Here is a 15749-nt window from a genome sequence, read left to right on the forward strand (position 1 = left end):
ATCCCATTTTGTCGATAGATTACTCTTGCGGTATCATAGGCTCAACTTTTAAACACAATGTCCATACTCGACGATTCCAGGATAGGCAAGACTATGAGCAACCTGAACAGTGAGAAGGTTACGGGTGTCAGGCACTGGAATGACACCCTGTTCAGTTTCACCACCACCCGGGATCCGGGTTTCCGTTTCAAAAATGGCCACTTCACCATGATCGGCCTGCAGACTGACGGCAAGCCATTGCTGCGTGCCTACAGCATTGCCAGCGCCAATTACGAGGAAGAGCTTGAGTTCTTCTCCATAAAGGTACCGGACGGCCCGCTGACATCCCGTCTTCAGCAGATCCAGGTAGGGGATGAGATTCTGGTAAGCCGCAAGCCAACGGGCACCCTGGTGATGGATCATCTCCTGCCAGGGCGCAACCTGTACCTGATCAGCACCGGTACCGGCCTTGCGCCTTTTCTGAGCATCATCAAGGATCCCGAGGTGTACGAACACTTCGACAAGGTCATACTTACCCATGGTGTTCGCCATGTGTCCGAGCTTGCATATCAGAAGGACATCGACGATCTGCCGAACAATGAATTCTTCGGTGAGATGGTTCAGGGCAAGCTGCTGTACTATCCCACGGTCACCCGGGAGGAGTTTCGTAATCAGGGCCGGCTCACGGACCTTATGGAAAGCGGGAAGTTAATGGCCGACCTGGGTCTGCCGGAGTTCAACCTGGAAGACGACCGCTTCATGATCTGTGGCAGCCCGAGCATGCTGAAAGATACCTGCGCCATTCTCGACCGTCAGGGATTTATGGAATCCCGCCATGGTGACCTTGGTCATTACGTTATCGAACGGGCGTTCGTCGAGAAGTGACGACCCAGGGTGACCTCCGGGACGCCTGATAAAAACCCCGGAGCGACAAAAAAAGGACCCGTTGGAGGGTCCTTTTTTTGTCGGATTATCCATAAATTTTAATGGATGGGCCGGAATCAGGCTGTGACAGGTCGCATTAACTCTCCGGCATTGCCGGATCCTGCCATGTGGCGCGATTACGGATGCGGCTAAATACTGCCTGAAGTTTTCTGCCTGCCTCATGCCGCACCTGGGCTGCGGCCATCCGGGTATACTGCGACCTGACATCCGTGCTGTTATGCAGAATGCTGGAGGGTACCGGGCGTGTGGTGCTTTGAATCTGAACTGACATGGTAAATTCCTCCATGGGTCGGGTGACTTGTGGAATGAACTATAAAGTTTTATTTTTGCAGCGTGAATACGTTAAAACTCATACAGGGTCGCAAAATCGCAACTATGATGGACTGGGATTATCTTCGATATGTGCACGCTCTCGGTAGTGGTGGAAACCTGAGCCGGGCTGGCGAGATTCTTGGGGTGCACCAGACAACCGTCCTCCGACGGCTGGATCAGATGGAGGCGCAGTTGGGGGTTCAGCTGTTCGAGCGCAACCGTGACGGGCTGGTGCTCACGGTGGCCGGCGAGATCGCCTTCAGGGAAGCAGAAAGGTTCAGCCGTGATATGGCCAGCCTCGAGCAGAAACTCAGGGGACAGGACGCTCACCCTGTAGGAACAGTACGCCTTGCAACGACCGATACACTGCTTAATTGTCTTATCAATCCGATACTGAGTGATCTGGTGGCGGCCTGGCCTGGCATTCAGCTTGAAATCAACACAGGAAACGAGATTGGCAGCCTGAGTCGCCGCGATACGGATCTTGCACTCCAGCCGACCAATCAGCCTCCAGAGGCCCTCTCAGGGCAGCGGGTCGCTACCATAGAGTCGGCCATCTACTGCGCTACCCAATATATCGACTGCAACCCGGATTTCGATCCCGGGCGTCCGGAAGCTCAGGCCTGGGTGATGCCGGACGACAGCTTCAGCCATCTGGCTTCGGGGCGCTGGTATCAGAAAAATCTCAAGGCATCCCAGCCTGTCATTCGCTGCAACGGCCTTTATTCCATGTACAGCCTGATCCGGGCGGGCAGCGGGGTGGGTGTCCTGCCGTGTTACATCGGAGACAGCGACCACGAGCTTCAGAGGCTCTCTGCTCCACTCAAAGGCGAAGGCGTGGACCTGTGGCTGCTCACCCATCATGACCTTCGACAGGGGGCAATGGTACGACTGGTGCTTGAGTTTATTGCTGCCAAACTGGAGGGATTGCGGCCGCTGATCGAGTGCGAGTGCGAGGATGCGGATCAGGGAGATCCCTGATGGCAGACATCGGGGACAGACACTAACATGCATGTGTTATGAATCAATTACAACCGGAGGTGCCTCATGGCAAAACCACGTCGAAAGCCGACTCAGCATAGTGCTGTGCAACGAGATCTCAGAACTCCGAAGTACCGGGTGCGTATCGTTGAAGACAAGACAAAATACAAGCGTGCGCGGAACAAAAACCTCTCACGGGAGGTCTTTCGCAAGACCATCTGAATATGGCTTTGCGAAAGACCTTACTGGGAGGCCGGTCAGTCAGGAGGAACTGGCGTCATACATGATCTGGGCCATTTCCTGACTGATTTCGCCAATCTTCGCCCGCCAGCGTTCTTTTTGAGTGGAAAATTCCTGACCGAGGCGATTGATTTCGAGCTGGGTTCTGGCGAGCGTCTTGCTGCTTTCGGCCACTGAGGTGATGTCAGGCTCAGAGAGCTGCTCGCTCTGGCGGTCCAGCCGCAATACGGCTTCATTCAGAATCCGGCTGTCCTCGGGCGACACCTTCTCTTTTTCCTCCAGGGCTTCTTCCATGGAGCGGGCCAGTTCATCCAGAGTCTGCTGGAGCTTCTTTCCGTAATCTTCCATCAGAGTGGAAATCTGTTCATTGGCGGAGTCTGACAGCCTTTCCAGTTCCTCAGCCATGGCATCGAGCTTTACTGCTGCGGCGTCCGAGTGATCCAGAAACTGGTTTCGCAGCTGTTGTCCCAGATCTTCCAGCTTGCCAAGAAAGCGATCAAGAGGGGGGCGCTGTTCCAGGGCATCGCCGGTTTTGTGATAATCAACCAGCCACTGATTGTCCAGCGTCACCAGAAAGGTCACCGTACGAACTGTTTCCCCGGATGAATTTTCCAGCCCTTCAAGCGTGGTCACAATACTGGCCTCGCCACCCTCAATCACTACGCGGCCCAGGGCTGCAGTGACGCCCTCCCACTGCTGGCCGTATTCATCAAAGCCATCCTCCGTCAGCAGGGTCGAATGCTCCACGACCTCTCCGGCGTTACCTTTGATGACCGATTGCCAGAAGGCCTGGGCTACCTCCTGAGGGGTTCTCGGTTCACTGCTGCAGGCGGTCAGAAACAGGCTGCAGATCAGCAGCAGGGAATAAAAGTATGGTTTTCTCATTGATCGGTATCTCCCTGATGAATGCTCATGATGTCTGCAATGGCTCTTTTTTCAGTTCAGGTTCCCTGTCCGGTGCGGATTCAATCCACCAGACGTTTTCTGCCCAGTCTCCCAGCACCAGGCGCTTTGCAGGCCGACCATTGGCCTCCAGTTCATGAACGGCGGGGCGATGGGTGTGGCCGTGGATGAGTTGCTGGACATTGTGCTCCTCCATGACTCTGACCACTTCTTCCTGAGTCACATCCATGATGCTTTCCCGCTTGCCTTTGGTCCTGGCCATGCTCATTTCACGGAGCTGCCGTGCGACCATCTGGCGGTCTGCCAGTGGCCGTTTCAGAAAAGCGGCCTGCCACTGGGGATTGCGCATATTGATGCGGAATTTCTGGTAATCCACGTCAGCAGTACACAGAGTGTCGCCGTGCATGAGCAGGGTGGGGCTGCCGTACAGGTCGATGACTGCCGGGTCATCAAGGAGCTGGGCGCCGCTGCGGCTACAGAAATCTTCCCCGATCAGGAAGTCCCGGTTGCCGTGCATCAGAAATACCCTCGTGTCCGAGCTGCTGACCGAGTTCAGCGCCTCGGCAACCTGATTCTGAAGGGGGGTGTGCTCATCGTCGCCGATCCAGGCTTCGAAGAAGTCGCCGAGGATGTACAACCGCTCCGCACCCCTGGCCCGGGAAGCCAGGAAGTCCAGAAAGGCCCGGGTGACGTCGGGCCGTGATTCCTCCAAATGAAGATCTGAAATGAAAAGTGTGGTCAAGCCTTGCCTCCGTTGCTGTCCTTCTCGTCCAGCACCTCCGCCTTCTCAATGACGACATCTTCCGCCGGAACATCCTGGTGACCGTGTTTCATGGTGGTTTTTACGAATCGGATATCGTTGACTACATCCATGCCCTCGACCACCTTGCCAAATGCGGTATAGCCCCAGCCTTCCTGGGTTTTGGATGTGTGATCCAGGAAGCCATTGTTCTCCACATTGATGAAGAACTGGGCGGTGGCGGAGTGCGGGTCCATGGTGCGGGCCATGGCTACGGTTCCCGCCATGTTGCTGAGCCCGTTGTCCGCCTCGCTCTTGATCGGCTCGCCGGTTTTTCGGGGTTTCATGCCGGGTTCAAATCCGCCGCCCTGAATCATGAAATTGCTGATCACGCGGTGGAAAATCAGGCCATCATAAAAGCCTTCACGCACGTATTTCTCAAAGTTCTTCGCGGTGACTGGTGCCCTGTCGTAGTCCAGTTCAATCTTGATGTCGCCATGCGTGGTTTTCAGCAGAATCATTCATGTGTCCTGTTCTGGGTGGTTATCAGTGGTTCGTTGGGTTCACTATGGCTTTATTGTACGGGAGAGTTTGCTCCGGTGCATGAGTCAGGCAGTCAATTATGCGTATAATATCCCGCCTGAGATCCATCCTCTTTTATTATTTGAGACCGTATGAGCGCCGAGTCAAAGAAAGCCCACAATTTTATCCGCAACCTGATTGAAGACAGCATTCGCGAGGGAACCCATAGCGGTCCCGTGGTGACGCGGTTTCCGCCAGAGCCCAACGGTTATCTGCACATAGGGCATGCCAAGTCCATCTGCCTCAATTTCGGCATCGCAGAAACTTTTGGCGGGGACTGCACCCTGCGCTTTGACGACACCAATCCGGAAAAGGAATCCCAGGAGTACATTGACGCCATCAGGAAAGATGTCGCATGGCTCGGATACCAGTGGGCCGGCGATGTGCGCTATGCCTCAGACTATTTCGATGCCATCTATGATTTTGCGGTGGAACTGATTGGCAAGGGCAAGGCCTATGTGTGCGCGCTTGGCGCAGACCAGATGGCGGAATATCGCGGCACCCTGACGGAGCCAGGCAGAAACAGCCCTTATCGGGACCGGCCAGTGGAAGAGAATCTTCAGATGTTCCGGGACATGCGGGACGGCAAGTACGCCAATGGTGAGCTGGTGCTCCGTGCCAGAATCGACATGGCATCGCCGAACATGAATATGCGTGACCCGATTCTCTATCGTATCCGCTACGCAGAACATCATCAGACCGGAAACAAATGGTGCATCTATCCGATGTACGATTTCACCCACCCCATTTCCGATGCCATGGAATTCATCACACATTCCCTGTGCACTCTGGAGTTTGAGGATCACCGTCCTCTGTATGACTGGGTGCTGGAAAATATCTCCGCCCCCTGTCAGCCGAGGCAGATCGAATTTGCCCGGCTCAATCTGAACTACACCATCACCAGCAAGCGCAAACTCAGGCGCCTGGTGGATGAAGGCCACTGCACAGGCTGGGACGACCCCCGCATGCCCACCATCTCAGGTATGCGCCGTCGCGGTTACACGCCGGAATCCATCCGCACCTTCTGCGACATGGTGGGTGTCAGCAAGGCTGGAGGCACGGTTGACGTTGGCATGCTGGAACATGCCATCCGGGAAGACCTCAACACCCGGTCACCCCGTGCCATGTGTGTCATGCGCCCCCTGCGGGTGACTCTGGTCAATTATCCTGAAGGCCAGACAGAGACCCTGAGTCTGCCAGTTCACCCCCAGAATCCTGATATGGGCCAGCGCGAGGTGCCCTGGACCCGGACGCTGTTTATCGACCGGGAGGATTTTGCTGAAGAACCACCGCGCAAGTGGAAACGGCTGGCACCTGACCAGGCGGTAAGGCTCAGGGGCGGATACGTGATGACCTGCCGTGAAGTTGTGCGGGATGACTCGGGAGAAATCACTGAGCTGCGCTGTGAATACGACCCTGGAACCCTCGGGGTAAATCCGGAAGGTTACAAACCCAATGGTGTGATCCACTGGGTGTCTGCGAGCGAGAGCGTCGAGGTGGACATCAACCTGTACGACCGGCTGTTCAATCACGAATCACCGGACAGCGACAGGGAAGGGGATTTTGTGGATCACCTTAACCCGGAATCCCTGGTTCGGGTATCAGACGCGCGGGTTGAGAAAAGCCTGGCTTCTCCGGGGCAGGATCTGCCTTACCAGTTTGAGCGCGAGGGCTATTTTTTCTATGACCCGGAGGTGTCCCGTGAGGGCCGCCCGACGTTCAACCGCACTGTCACGCTCAGGGATTCCTGGGCCAAAACCAACTCCTGAGACCACCGGGCGACTATCACGTGATCCGAGTTTACAGCACCCTGAGTCAGCGCAAGGAAGAGTTCAGACCCCTGGAGCCGGGCAAGGTCCGCATGTATGTCTGCGGCATGACTGTCTACGACTACTGCCACCTTGGCCATGCCCGGGTACTGACTGCCTTCGATGTGATCACCCGCTATTTCCGTCATCGGGGATACGACGTTCGCTATGTGCGGAATATCACCGACATTGACGACAAGATTCTCCAGCGTGCGGACGCCAACGGCGAGGACTATATGGCTCTGACCGGCCGTATGATCAATGCCATGCACGAAGACGAAGCGCGTCTGGGCATTCTGCCGCCGACCGAGGAGCCCAGGGCAACCGCTTATATCAGCGAAATCCTGGCAATGATCCGCGTACTGATCAGCAAGGGTTACGCTTACCCTGCCGACAACGGCGATGTGTACTTTGCGGTCAATGCCTTTGAGGGCTATGGCAAGCTGAGCAAGAAGAAGCTGGAAGACCTGATTGCCGGCGCCCGGGTTGGTATTTCGGATGCAAAGCGCAGCCCAGCCGATTTTGCGCTCTGGAAGGCGGCTGGCCCCGGGGAGGTCAGTTGGCCTTCGCCCTGGGGAGATGGCCGGCCGGGTTGGCATATCGAGTGTTCCGCCATGGCCACCTGCTGCCTGGGGGAGACCTTTGACATTCATGGAGGGGGGCCGGACCTGCTGTTCCCTCATCATGAAAATGAAATCGCCCAGTCCGAGGCGGCCACCGGCCAGCCATTCGTCAACGTCTGGATGCATGCTGGTGCGGTCCGGGTCAATAAAGAGAAAATGTCCAAGTCGCTGGGTAATTTTTTCACCATCCGCGAGATACTGGAGAAATATCCAGCGGAGGTGGTGCGGTATTTTCTGATTTCCAGCCATTACCGCAGCCAGGTGGATTACTCAGAGGAGAATCTGGCGGAGGCGGCCCGTACTCTGAGCCGCCTCTATCAGTCGCTGCGAGGGCTTGTACCCGCCAAATCCGTACCGGACACTGACAGCGACGAACGTTTCCGGGCGGCCATGGACGATGACTTCAACAGTCCGGAGGCAATGACCGTTCTTCATGCGATTGCCTCAGACATCAACCTTCACCGGCGGGAGGGTCGGGATAGGGAGGCCAGTGAAGCCGCGGCTGTCATGATAAGGCTCGGAAAAATTCTCGGCATTCTCCAGCAGGACCCGGAGGCTTTCTTTCAGACTGGCACACCGGCCGAGCTGACGGCTCATACCATTGAGGCGATGATTGCGGACCGCAATGAGGCGAGGAAACAGAAAAATTTTGCCGAAGCTGACCGCATACGGGATGTGCTGGCGGACAAAGGTGTCATTCTGGATGACTCCCGGGAGGGCACCAGCTGGCGCCGTGGCTGAGTCGGACATGATCTTCAGAGGGTTATGGCGTAAACTGTTGCGCCCGAAAACAGCAGGGCCCGTTGCACAGGGTGCAGGCGGGCAGGGTCAGCAGCAGACGGCCCCGGAATTCACGGAAAAGAGAATTCATTAACTACTGAGGCAGACAACGATGACTGAACGCGTTGAAACAGGCGGCCTGAAGGTCGCAAAGGTTCTTTACGACTTCATCAACAACGAGGCAATCCCCGGTACCGGTCTGGACGCAGACAAGGTGTGGTCCGGATTTGGCGACATCGTCAGGGAGTTTGCGCCCCGGAACAGGTCCCTGCTGGAAAAGCGTGATGACATCCAGGAAAAAATGGATACCTGGAACCGCGACCACAAGAGCAAAAAGCTCGACATGGAGGAATACAGGTCCTTTCTGACGGATATCGGCTATCTGGTGAAAGAGCCGGAAGACTTCAAGGTGACCACCGCCAACGTCGATAATGAAATCGCCACCATGGCCGGCCCCCAGCTGGTTGTGCCTGTGATGAATGCCCGTTTCGCCCTCAACGCGGTCAATGCCCGGTGGGGAAGCCTTTACGATGCGCTTTACGGCACGGACGTGATTTCCGAGGAAGACGGCGCTGAAAAGGGCCGTGGTTACAATCCCGTGCGCGGCGCAAAGGTCATCGAATACGCCCGGGAGCTGCTGGACAGTTCCGCGCCGCTGGTCAAAGGCAGTCACAAGGATGCCGTCAAATACACGGTTGAAGGTGACCGGCTGGTGGTCAAACTCCAGAACGGCGAATCCACTGGCCTTATGGATGCCGCTGGCTTTGTCGGTTACACAGGCACCAAAAACGATCCCAATGGCATTCTTCTGACCAGAAACGGCATGCATTTCGAAATCCAGATTGATGCCACCCATCCGATCGGGAAGAGTGACGGCGCCCACGTCAAGGACGTCCTGATGGAGTCGGCCCTCACCACCATCATGGACTGTGAAGATTCCGTTGCAGCAGTTGATGCGGCAGACAAGGCTCTGGCCTACCGCAACTGGCTGGGTCTGATGAAAGGGGATCTGCAGGAAAGCTTTGAAAAAGGCGGGGAAACAGTCACCCGCAGCATGCATCCGGATCGCAGCTATCTTTCGGCCAATGGTGCCGACCTTCAGCTCAAGGGTCGCAGCCTGATGTTTATCCGCAATGTAGGCCATCTCATGACCAACCCTGCCATTCTGGACAGCGATGGCAACGAGGTGCCTGAAGGTCTGATGGACGGGATGTTTACCTCCCTGATCGCCATCCATGACCTCAAGGGTAACGGTCCCCGGCGCAACAGCAATACCGGCAGCGTGTATATCGTCAAGCCCAAGATGCATGGCCCTGAAGAGGTGGCGTTCACCAGCGAGCTCTTTGGTCGTGTAGAGGACATTCTTGGCCTGCCGCGCTTTACCATCAAGGTGGGCATCATGGACGAGGAACGCCGCACTACGGTCAACCTCAAAGCCTGTATCAAGGCTGCAAAGGACCGCTGCGTATTCATTAATACCGGCTTCCTCGACCGCACTGGTGATGAAATCCATACTTCCATGGAGCTGGGGCCGATGGTTCCGAAGGCCGCCATGAAGCAGGAACCATGGATCAAGGCCTACGAAAACTGGAACGTGGACATTGGCCTGGAAACCGGTTTGCGGGGCAAAGCGCAGATCGGCAAGGGCATGTGGCCCATGCCGGACAAGATGGCTGACATGATGGACGCCAAAATTGGCCACCCGAAGGCTGGTGCCAATACAGCCTGGGTTCCTTCACCCACCGCGGCCACCCTTCATGCCATGCACTACCATCAGGTGGATGTGGCTGAAGTACAGGCAGAACTGGCTCAGCGCGAGCGCGCAAAGCTGGATGACATTCTGACAGTGCCTGTCATGGATGATCCTGAGTCGCTTTCCGAAGATGACATCAGGAAGGAGCTTGATAACAACGCCCAGGGCATTCTCGGATACGTGGTGCGCTGGATTGACCAGGGTGTAGGCTGCTCCAAGGTGCCGGACATCAATGATGTGGGCCTGATGGAAGACCGTGCCACCCTGCGTATTTCCTCACAGCACATCTGCAACTGGCTGTATCACGGTATCTACACCGAGAAGCAGGTGGTTGAGGGCATGAAGCGGATGGCGGAAGTGGTTGATCGGCAGAACGCCAATGATCCGGAGTACCGGAAAATGGCGCCTGACTTTGACAATAGTGTGGCCTTCCAGGCAGCGCTGGATCTGGTGCTCAAGGGCCGCGAGCAGCCCAATGGCTACACCGAACCACTCCTGCACGCATACCGCCTGAAGGCAAAAGCCAAATACGGTCAGTAAGAGAAAAGCGGGGGAGCCGCAGATGGCTCCGTGGCTGCAATAAAAAACCCCGCTCCGGCGGGGTTTTTTACGTTCTCAGACCCGGGCCCGGAAGTCAGCCAGGGTGGAACTCGTTGGCCGCGTACAGAGTATTCTGCAGAAGCATGGCAATGGTCATGGGGCCAACGCCACCTGGCACAGGGGTGATGTAAGCTGCCCGCTCCCTCGCTACTTCAAACTCGACGTCCCCGTTAAGTGTTCCATCGGGCATCCGGTTAATACCCACGTCAATAACGGTGGCTCCGGGTTTGATCCACTCTCCCTTGACCAGGCCCGGTTTACCGACCGCAGCGATGACAATATCCGCATCCCGGACGAAGTGCGCAAGGTCCGGCGTGAAGCGATGTGTCACAGTGATGGTCGCCCCACGCAGCAGGAGCTCCATGGACATGGGGCGGCCGACAATATTGGATGCCCCAACGATGACTGCGTGTTGCCCTCTGTAGGGGGTGTCAACGCTGTCCAGCAGCGCGATGATGCCTGCGGGTGTGCAGGGCCTCAGTTCCGGCTGGCGCTGGACCAGGCGCCCGAGATTATAGGGGTGAAAACCGTCTACGTCCTTGTCGGGTCGGATCCTGAGGAGAATGGGGTCCGCGTCCAGGTGGGGAGGGAGGGGCAACTGCACCAGGATTCCATCAATGGTAGGGTTTTCATTCAGTTGGTCGATGAGGGCTTCCAGGGCGGCCTGGGAGGTGTCGGCTGGCAGGTCATGGGACAGGGAAAGGATGCCTGCCTTTTCGCACGCATTGCGTTTATTGCGCACATACACCTGGGATGCAGGGTCCTTGCCTACCAGTACAACGGCCAGCCCCGGAACCCTGAGTCCCTTCAGGCGGCGGGCCTCTACGCCAGCTGCAACCTGCTGGCGCACACTGGCAGCTATCTTTTTTCCATCAATCAGTTTGGCGGTCATGGCGATTTCTTGTGAAGTGGCGGCATCATTCAAGGGGCTCCCGGCTCCCTTGCGCGAAAGGCACGCATTGTCGCATGACTGATAATTTTCGCCAATGCAGTCACCGCGGGTGTGTTATTCTGATGACAGAGCAGGGCAGGCGAAGGGTTTTCCCAATTGCAGGTTGACGGGCCGGAGAACCGCCGGTATTATTCGCGCCAGCTTTGCTTAGGCATTTGTTGTTCGGGTAAATCGGGGTATAGCGCAGTCTGGTAGCGCGCCTGCTTTGGGAGCAGGATGTCGGGAGTTCGAATCTCTCTACCCCGACCATTATTTTTCTGGCCATTCCTATCTGGATAGTCAGGCAGGCGAAAGGTTTGGCGCTCGTAGCTCAGCTGGATAGAGCATCGGCCTTCTAAGCCGAGGGTCGCAGGTTCGAGCCCTGCCGGGCGCGCCATCTGCTGCAGGCCGGATAATTTCCTGGATCCATTGTCGAACAGGGTTGAAACCCAAGCCGCAAGGCTAGCGGATTGAAAGTGGTAGTGATTGCTCAGAACACGCCAGTCGTGCTCTTCAGGTAATTTATGTGGTGGGCGTAGCTCAGTTGGTAGAGCTCAGGATTGTGACTCCTGCGGTCGAGGGTTCGAACCCCTTCGTCCACCCCAACTTTCTGCTTTGAATCAGGTTCCGCGTTTGTTGAATTCCGGCGTAATGTCGGGAACTTCTGACTCACATCGAAGGTCAGAAGCGTAATGAAATATCAGGCTCCGGTGGTGGAATTGGTAGACACGACAGGTTTAGGTCCTGTTGCCGCAAGGTGTGGGGGTTCAAGTCCCTCCCGGAGTACCATTGCTGACCATGAATTATGTCAGTAAGCCAGATATCTTTTTAGTAGCTTTATCTTCCTTTTGTGTCCCCGCGCACTAACATCCTTTTGATGATTCTCTCCAGCCCGGAATCCGTGATAAACTATCGCTTTTAATTTTCGCGGCATCCTGCAGAGACCGGTTTTTCCACGTAACTGCACATTGGGCACCGTGATTCATTCACCTACTGAACCTGCAATTTGAGGATCTTCCATGCAAGTGTCTGTTGAATCGACGTCTAACATCGAGCGTCGCATGACGATTGGTGTGCCCGCCCAGGAAATCGACCAGGCGGTCGAAAAGCGCCTCCAGAACACGGCCCGCACCGTCAAAATGAACGGTTTTCGCCCGGGCAAGGTGCCCCTGAGCGTAGTAAGACGTCGTTTTGGTGAAGGTGTCCGCCAGGAAGTGGTCAGTGAAGTGATGCGCGAAAGCTACGTCAAGGCGCTGGAAGAGAAAGACATCGCGCCTGCAGGCTGGCCGAAGTTTGAGCCGAAGAGCATTGAGCCGGGAAAAGATCTGGAATTCGTTGCGATTTTTGAGGTCATGCCCGAGATCGAACTGGGCGACCTGAGCAAAATCGAGGTTGAGAAGCCGGCGACTGAAATCACCGAAAAAGATGTGGACACCATGATTGACAGCCTGCGTCAGCAGCAGGCCACCATGAAGTCGGTGAAACGCAAGTCCAAAAAGAAGGATGTGGTCAATATTGATTTCAAGGGCTACGTCGATGGTGAAGTCTTCGAAGGCGGCACAGCCGAAGGTCACAAACTGACTCTGGGTTCCGGCCAGATGATTCCCGGCTTTGAAGAAGGCATCATCGGTGCCAAGGCCGGCGACGAGCTTGAAATTGAAGTGACCTTTCCGGAGGACTACCAGAACGAAGAGCTTGCGGGAAAGCCTGCAAAATTTGAAATCAGGGTCAACGAAGTGGAAGAACCGGTTCTTCCTGAGCTTGACAAGGACCTGTTCGAAAAATTCGGCATTCAGGCGGAAGACGAGGCCAGCTTCCGGGAGGAAGTGCGCAAGAACATGGAGCGTGAGCTGAAACAGGCAGTTGCCAACAAGGTCAAGAATGAGGTGGTCGATGGTCTTCTTGCCACTACTGAACTTGAAGTTCCGCAATCGCTGGTGGACCAGGAGATCGATCGCCTGCGTCAGGACGCCGTTCAGCGCTTTGGTGGCCAGATGGATCCCCAGCAATTACCAGCCGAGCTTTTTCAGGAGCAGGCGGAGCGTCGCGTAAAGACAGGTCTGTTGTTCCAGGAGATGGTCAAGAAGAACGAGCTCAAGGCTCCGCCTGAAAAGGTTGACGAAAAAATCCAGGAGATTGCTTCAACCTACGAAGAACCTGAGGAGGTGATTGCCCATTTCAACAGCAATCCCCAGCAGAAAGCTCAGATCGAATCAGCAGTGCTTGAGGATGAGGTAGTCGATTTTGTGCTTGAAAAGGCCAGGGTCACGGAAAAGAAAATGGACTACGAAGAGGCCGTCAAATCCGGTCAGCAGCAGCGCTAACAGCCTGGTGCCTTGTAATCTGACCTGAAGAGCCATACTAATGAAACAGCCGGAATATCCGGCTGTTTTCATCTTGGCGGTTAGATGCCACCTTATAATATCCAGAAGGAGTACAGGCGCATCATGATGCAGAAACCAGTTGATGGCCCGGCAATGATTACCAGTTCCGGCCTGGTTCCTATGGTCATCGAGCAGACCGCACGCGGTGAGCGCTCATTTGATATCTATTCACGTCTGCTCAAGGAGCGGGTGATCTTCATGGTTGGCCAGGTCGAAGACCATATGGCCAACCTGATTGTGGCTCAGCTTCTGTTCCTTGAGTCAGAGAATCCGGACAAGGATATTCACCTTTATATCAACAGTCCCGGCGGCTCGGTTACTGCGGGCATGTCAATCTATGACACCATGCAGTTTGTGAAACCGGATATAGCAACCCTCTGCGTGGGCCAGGCGGCCAGCATGGGAGCGTTTCTGCTGGCCGGCGGTGCTGCCGGGAAGCGGGCGTGTCTGCCAAATTCCAGGGTAATGATTCATCAGCCCCTGGGAGGCTATCAGGGCCAGGCTTCGGACATTGAGATCCATACCCGCGAGATCCTGAAAATCCGCCACACCCTGAATTCGATCCTCGCCCATCACACCGGGCAGGACATTGAAACCGTCGCGAAGGACACGGATCGGGACTATTTCATGGATCCGGCGCAGGCACTGGAGTACGGTCTGATTGATTCGGTACTTGATAAGCGTGCATCGAATAAATAATACTGAATCTGATCGCAACATCTTCTGGCAGCGTACATCCAGTCAGATCCGTGATTAAAGCCAGCACTCAAAGACAGAGGTAATTCAATGGCAGACGATAGAAACGGCAGGAGTGACGATAACGGCAAGTTGCTGTACTGCTCGTTTTGTGGGAAGAGCCAGCATGAAGTCCGAAAGCTCATAGCAGGGCCGTCGGTGTTCATCTGTGACGAGTGCGTGGACCTTTGCAATGACATCATCCGCGAAGAGATTCAGGAAAGCGCTCAGGAAGATAGCCGGGATCGTCTTCCCACCCCCGCTGAAATCCGCGATACACTCAACGAGTATGTGATTGGTCAGGATCGCGCCAAGGTTGTGCTCTCTGTTGCGGTATACAACCACTACAAACGTCTGCGCTATGGCGAAGGCAAGACCGATGTGGAGCTTGGCAAGAGCAACATTCTGCTCATCGGTCCCACCGGCAGCGGCAAGACTCTTCTCGCGGAAACCCTTGCACGGGTGCTGAACGTGCCTTTCACCATCGCGGATGCCACGACTCTCACTGAGGCGGGCTATGTGGGTGAAGACGTTGAGAACATCATCCAGAAGCTGCTCCAGAAATGTGATTACGACGTTGAAAAGGCCCAGCGCGGCATTGTCTACATTGATGAAATCGACAAGATTTCCCGCAAGTCGGACAACCCATCGATTACCCGGGATGTGTCCGGTGAAGGTGTGCAGCAGGCTCTGTTGAAGCTGATTGAGGGAACCGTGGCTTCGGTTCCGCCCCAGGGCGGCCGCAAGCATCCCCAGCAGGAATTTCTGCAGGTGGATACGGGTAATATCCTGTTTATTTGCGGTGGGGCCTTTGCGGGCCTGGACAAAGTCATTCAGGCCAGGTCAGACAGGAGCAGTATCGGCTTTTCGGCCTCGGTCGTGGGACAGGAAGATCGCAAGAGTACCGGCGACCTGATTCGGGATGTGGAAACAGACGACCTGGTAAAATATGGACTGATTCCTGAGTTCGTCGGGCGTCTGCCGGTCGTGGCGACCCTGTCCGAACTCGACGAGGCCGCGCTGGTTCAGATACTGACAGAGCCAAAAAACGCACTCACCAAACAGTATCAGAAACTTTTTGACATGGAAGGTGTCGAACTTGACTTCCGTGAGGATGCGCTCCGCGCAGTAGCCCGGAAGGCTATGACCCGCAAGTCGGGAGCCCGGGGGCTAAGGTCCATAATGGAAGCCACACTGCTGGATACCATGTATCAGATTCCTTCTGAGCATGATGTTTCAAAGGTGGTGATCGACGAAAGTGTCATCAAAGGCGACTCGGAGCCGTTCAAGATCTACGCCAGTAACGACCACGCGAAAGTGGTGCCGGAAGACTGACCGGTTCTGGGAGAGATCAGGAAAGGGCGGCAACGCCCTTTTTTTTTCATCTGTTTTTTACCAGGGAAGATGAAATTGGGCGCTCCACGGTTGTCGTCATGGGGCCTGCAGAAGTATTG

14 protein-coding genes and 4 tRNA genes are annotated in these 15749 nt (G+C 55.6%); 13 read left to right on the forward strand and 5 right to left on the reverse strand.

Features of this window, described 5'->3' with window-relative positions; translation table 11 throughout:
• Positions 1-93 precede the first annotated feature (93 nt).
• Positions 94-864: a ferredoxin--NADP reductase gene (locus LG327_RS11450; RefSeq protein ID WP_404361937.1), complete on the forward strand. Its 771-nt coding sequence runs from the start codon at positions 94-96 to the stop codon at positions 862-864.
• A 136-nt stretch (positions 865-1000) separates the two neighbouring features.
• On the opposite strand, the gene LG327_RS11455 is transcribed toward LG327_RS11450, so the two are convergent.
• Positions 1001-1195 carry a hypothetical protein gene (locus LG327_RS11455; protein ID WP_404361938.1) on the reverse strand — a complete coding sequence of 65 codons (195 nt, stop codon included), beginning with the start codon at positions 1193-1195 and terminating at the stop codon, positions 1001-1003.
• 104 nt (positions 1196-1299) lie between these two features.
• Here LG327_RS11455 and LG327_RS11460 point away from each other — a divergent pair, with 104 nt between their 5' ends.
• Entirely contained in the window at positions 1300-2217 is a 918-nt protein-coding gene (locus LG327_RS11460; RefSeq protein WP_404361939.1) for a LysR family transcriptional regulator, read from the forward strand.
• A gap of 66 nt (positions 2218-2283) precedes the next feature.
• The gene (locus LG327_RS11465) at positions 2284-2439 is read left to right on the forward strand and encodes a hypothetical protein (protein WP_404361940.1); all 156 of its coding nucleotides are present in this window, start codon (positions 2284-2286) and stop codon (positions 2437-2439) included.
• A 39-nt stretch (positions 2440-2478) separates the two neighbouring features.
• On the opposite strand, the gene LG327_RS11470 is transcribed toward LG327_RS11465, so the two are convergent.
• Genes LG327_RS11470 through LG327_RS11480 form a run of 3 tightly spaced genes read right to left on the reverse strand, consistent with a single transcriptional unit; the run spans position 2479 to position 4620 of the window.
• Positions 2479-3342 carry a hypothetical protein gene (locus LG327_RS11470; protein ID WP_404361941.1) on the reverse strand — a complete coding sequence of 288 codons (864 nt, stop codon included), beginning with the start codon at positions 3340-3342 and terminating at the stop codon, positions 2479-2481.
• Between the two features lie 25 nt (positions 3343-3367).
• On the reverse strand, positions 3368-4102 hold the full coding sequence (lpxH, locus tag LG327_RS11475) for a UDP-2,3-diacylglucosamine diphosphatase (protein ID WP_404361942.1): 735 nt from the start codon (positions 4100-4102) through the stop codon (positions 3368-3370).
• Positions 4099-4620: a peptidylprolyl isomerase gene (locus LG327_RS11480; RefSeq protein ID WP_404361943.1), complete on the reverse strand. Its 522-nt coding sequence runs from the start codon at positions 4618-4620 to the stop codon at positions 4099-4101. Before LG327_RS11480 ends, lpxH begins: the two co-directional genes overlap by 4 nt.
• A gap of 153 nt (positions 4621-4773) precedes the next feature.
• Between LG327_RS11480 and LG327_RS11485 the strand changes: the two genes are divergently transcribed.
• From LG327_RS11485 to LG327_RS11495, 3 genes are all read left to right on the forward strand, one after another.
• A complete protein-coding gene (locus LG327_RS11485; protein ID WP_404361944.1) occupies positions 4774-6450 on the forward strand; it encodes a glutamine--tRNA ligase/YqeY domain fusion protein in 1677 nt (558 codons plus the stop codon).
• Between the two features lie 20 nt (positions 6451-6470).
• Positions 6471-7853 carry a cysteine--tRNA ligase gene (gene cysS, locus LG327_RS11490; protein WP_404361945.1) on the forward strand — a complete coding sequence of 461 codons (1383 nt, stop codon included), beginning with the start codon at positions 6471-6473 and terminating at the stop codon, positions 7851-7853.
• 151 nt (positions 7854-8004) lie between these two features.
• Positions 8005-10185, forward strand: a complete 2181-nt coding sequence (locus tag LG327_RS11495) for a malate synthase G (protein ID WP_404361946.1) — start codon at positions 8005-8007, stop codon at positions 10183-10185.
• A 94-nt stretch (positions 10186-10279) separates the two neighbouring features.
• Here the strand turns inward: LG327_RS11495 and folD are convergent, their stop codons facing one another.
• Positions 10280-11137 carry a bifunctional methylenetetrahydrofolate dehydrogenase/methenyltetrahydrofolate cyclohydrolase FolD gene (gene folD / locus LG327_RS11500; RefSeq protein ID WP_404361947.1) on the reverse strand — a complete coding sequence of 286 codons (858 nt, stop codon included), beginning with the start codon at positions 11135-11137 and terminating at the stop codon, positions 10280-10282.
• A gap of 232 nt (positions 11138-11369) precedes the next feature.
• Here folD and LG327_RS11505 point away from each other — a divergent pair.
• From LG327_RS11505 to clpX, 7 genes are all read left to right on the forward strand, one after another.
• Positions 11370-11446, forward strand: a tRNA-Pro gene (locus LG327_RS11505).
• A 50-nt stretch (positions 11447-11496) separates the two neighbouring features.
• Positions 11497-11573, forward strand: a tRNA-Arg gene (locus LG327_RS11510).
• A gap of 132 nt (positions 11574-11705) precedes the next feature.
• Positions 11706-11781, forward strand: a tRNA-His gene (locus tag LG327_RS11515).
• A 99-nt stretch (positions 11782-11880) separates the two neighbouring features.
• Positions 11881-11965: transfer RNA gene (locus LG327_RS11520), tRNA-Leu, on the forward strand.
• 230 nt (positions 11966-12195) lie between these two features.
• Positions 12196-13500, forward strand: coding sequence for a trigger factor (gene tig, locus LG327_RS11525; RefSeq protein WP_404361948.1), 1305 nt, complete (start codon positions 12196-12198; stop codon positions 13498-13500).
• A gap of 123 nt (positions 13501-13623) precedes the next feature.
• Positions 13624-14259: an ATP-dependent Clp endopeptidase proteolytic subunit ClpP gene (gene clpP, locus LG327_RS11530; RefSeq protein ID WP_404361949.1), complete on the forward strand. Its 636-nt coding sequence runs from the start codon at positions 13624-13626 to the stop codon at positions 14257-14259.
• Positions 14260-14346: 87 nt separating this feature from the next.
• Positions 14347-15630 carry an ATP-dependent Clp protease ATP-binding subunit ClpX gene (gene clpX, locus LG327_RS11535; protein ID WP_404361950.1) on the forward strand — a complete coding sequence of 428 codons (1284 nt, stop codon included), beginning with the start codon at positions 14347-14349 and terminating at the stop codon, positions 15628-15630.
• Positions 15631-15749: the final 119 nt, after the last annotated feature.

This window comes from Marinobacter sp., from assembly GCF_044799475.1.
Lineage (GTDB): Bacteria > Pseudomonadota > Gammaproteobacteria > Pseudomonadales > Oleiphilaceae > Marinobacter.